At 54.4% G+C, this 1,565-nt stretch carries 1 rRNA gene; it reads right to left on the reverse strand.

Features of this window, described 5'->3' with window-relative positions:
- Nucleotides 1-11: 11 nt before the first annotated feature.
- Nucleotides 12-1,559 (reverse strand): 16S ribosomal RNA (locus MT489_RS21970).
- Nucleotides 1,560-1,565 lie beyond the last annotated feature (6 nt).

Raw genomic sequence — 1,565 nt, forward strand, 5'->3', positions numbered from 1 at the left:
AGATTCCTTAGAAAGGAGGTGATCCAGCCGCACCTTCCGATACGGCTACCTTGTTACGACTTCACCCCAATCATCTGTCCCACCTTCGGCGGCTGGCTCCAAAAGGTTACCCCACCGACTTCGGGTGTTACAAACTCTCGTGGTGTGACGGGCGGTGTGTACAAGGCCCGGGAACGTATTCACCGCGGCATGCTGATCCGCGATTACTAGCGATTCCGGCTTCATGCAGGCGAGTTGCAGCCTGCAATCCGAACTGAGAATGGTTTTATGGGATTGGCTCGACCTCGCGGTTTTGCTGCCCTTTGTACCATCCATTGTAGCACGTGTGTAGCCCAGGTCATAAGGGGCATGATGATTTGACGTCATCCCCACCTTCCTCCGGTTTGTCACCGGCAGTCACCTTAGAGTGCCCAACTGAATGCTGGCAACTAAGGTCAAGGGTTGCGCTCGTTGCGGGACTTAACCCAACATCTCACGACACGAGCTGACGACAACCATGCACCACCTGTCACTTATGTCCCCGAAGGGAAATCCCTATCTCTAGGGAGGGCATAAGGATGTCAAGACCTGGTAAGGTTCTTCGCGTTGCTTCGAATTAAACCACATGCTCCACCGCTTGTGCGGGCCCCCGTCAATTCCTTTGAGTTTCAGCCTTGCGGCCGTACTCCCCAGGCGGAGTGCTTAATGCGTTTGCTGCAGCACTAAAGGGCGGAAACCCTCTAACACTTAGCACTCATCGTTTACGGCGTGGACTACCAGGGTATCTAATCCTGTTCGCTCCCCACGCTTTCGCGCCTCAGCGTCAGTTACAGACCAAAGAGCCGCCTTCGCCACTGGTGTTCCTCCACATCTCTACGCATTTCACCGCTACACGTGGAATTCCGCTCTTCTCTTCTGCACTCAAGTTTCCCAGTTTCCAATGACCGCTCACGGTTGAGCCGCGAGATTTCACATCAGACTTAAGAAACCGCCTGCGCGCGCTTTACGCCCAATAATTCCGGACAACGCTTGCCACCTACGTATTACCGCGGCTGCTGGCACGTAGTTAGCCGTGGCTTTCTGGTCAGGTACCGTCAAGGTACCGTTAGTTACACGGTACTTATTCTTCCCTGATAACAGAGTTTTACGATCCGAAGACCTTCTTCACTCACGCGGCGTTGCTCCGTCAGACTTTCGTCCATTGCGGAAGATTCCCTACTGCTGCCTCCCGTAGGAGTCTGGGCCGTGTCTCAGTCCCAGTGTGGCCGATCACCCTCTCAGGTCGGCTACGCATCGTCGCCTTGGTGAGCCGTTACCTCACCAACTAGCTAATGCGCCGCGGGCCCATCTGTAAGTGACAGCATAACCGTCTTTTAACCTTTCCTCATGCGAGGAAAGAAGTTATCCGGTATTAGCTCCGGTTTCCCGAAGTTATCCCAGTCTTACAGGCAGGTTGCCCACGTGTTACTCACCCGTCCGCCGCTAACTTCAGGGAGCAAGCTCCCATCCATTCGCTCGACTTGCATGTATTAGGCACGCCGCCAGCGTTCGTCCTGAGCCAGGATCAAACTCTCATTGAAGTTTGT

The sequence above is a fragment of the Lederbergia wuyishanensis genome, from assembly GCF_022900255.1.
In the GTDB taxonomy this organism is placed as follows: Bacteria; Bacillota; Bacilli; order Bacillales; family Bacillaceae_C; genus Lederbergia; species Lederbergia wuyishanensis.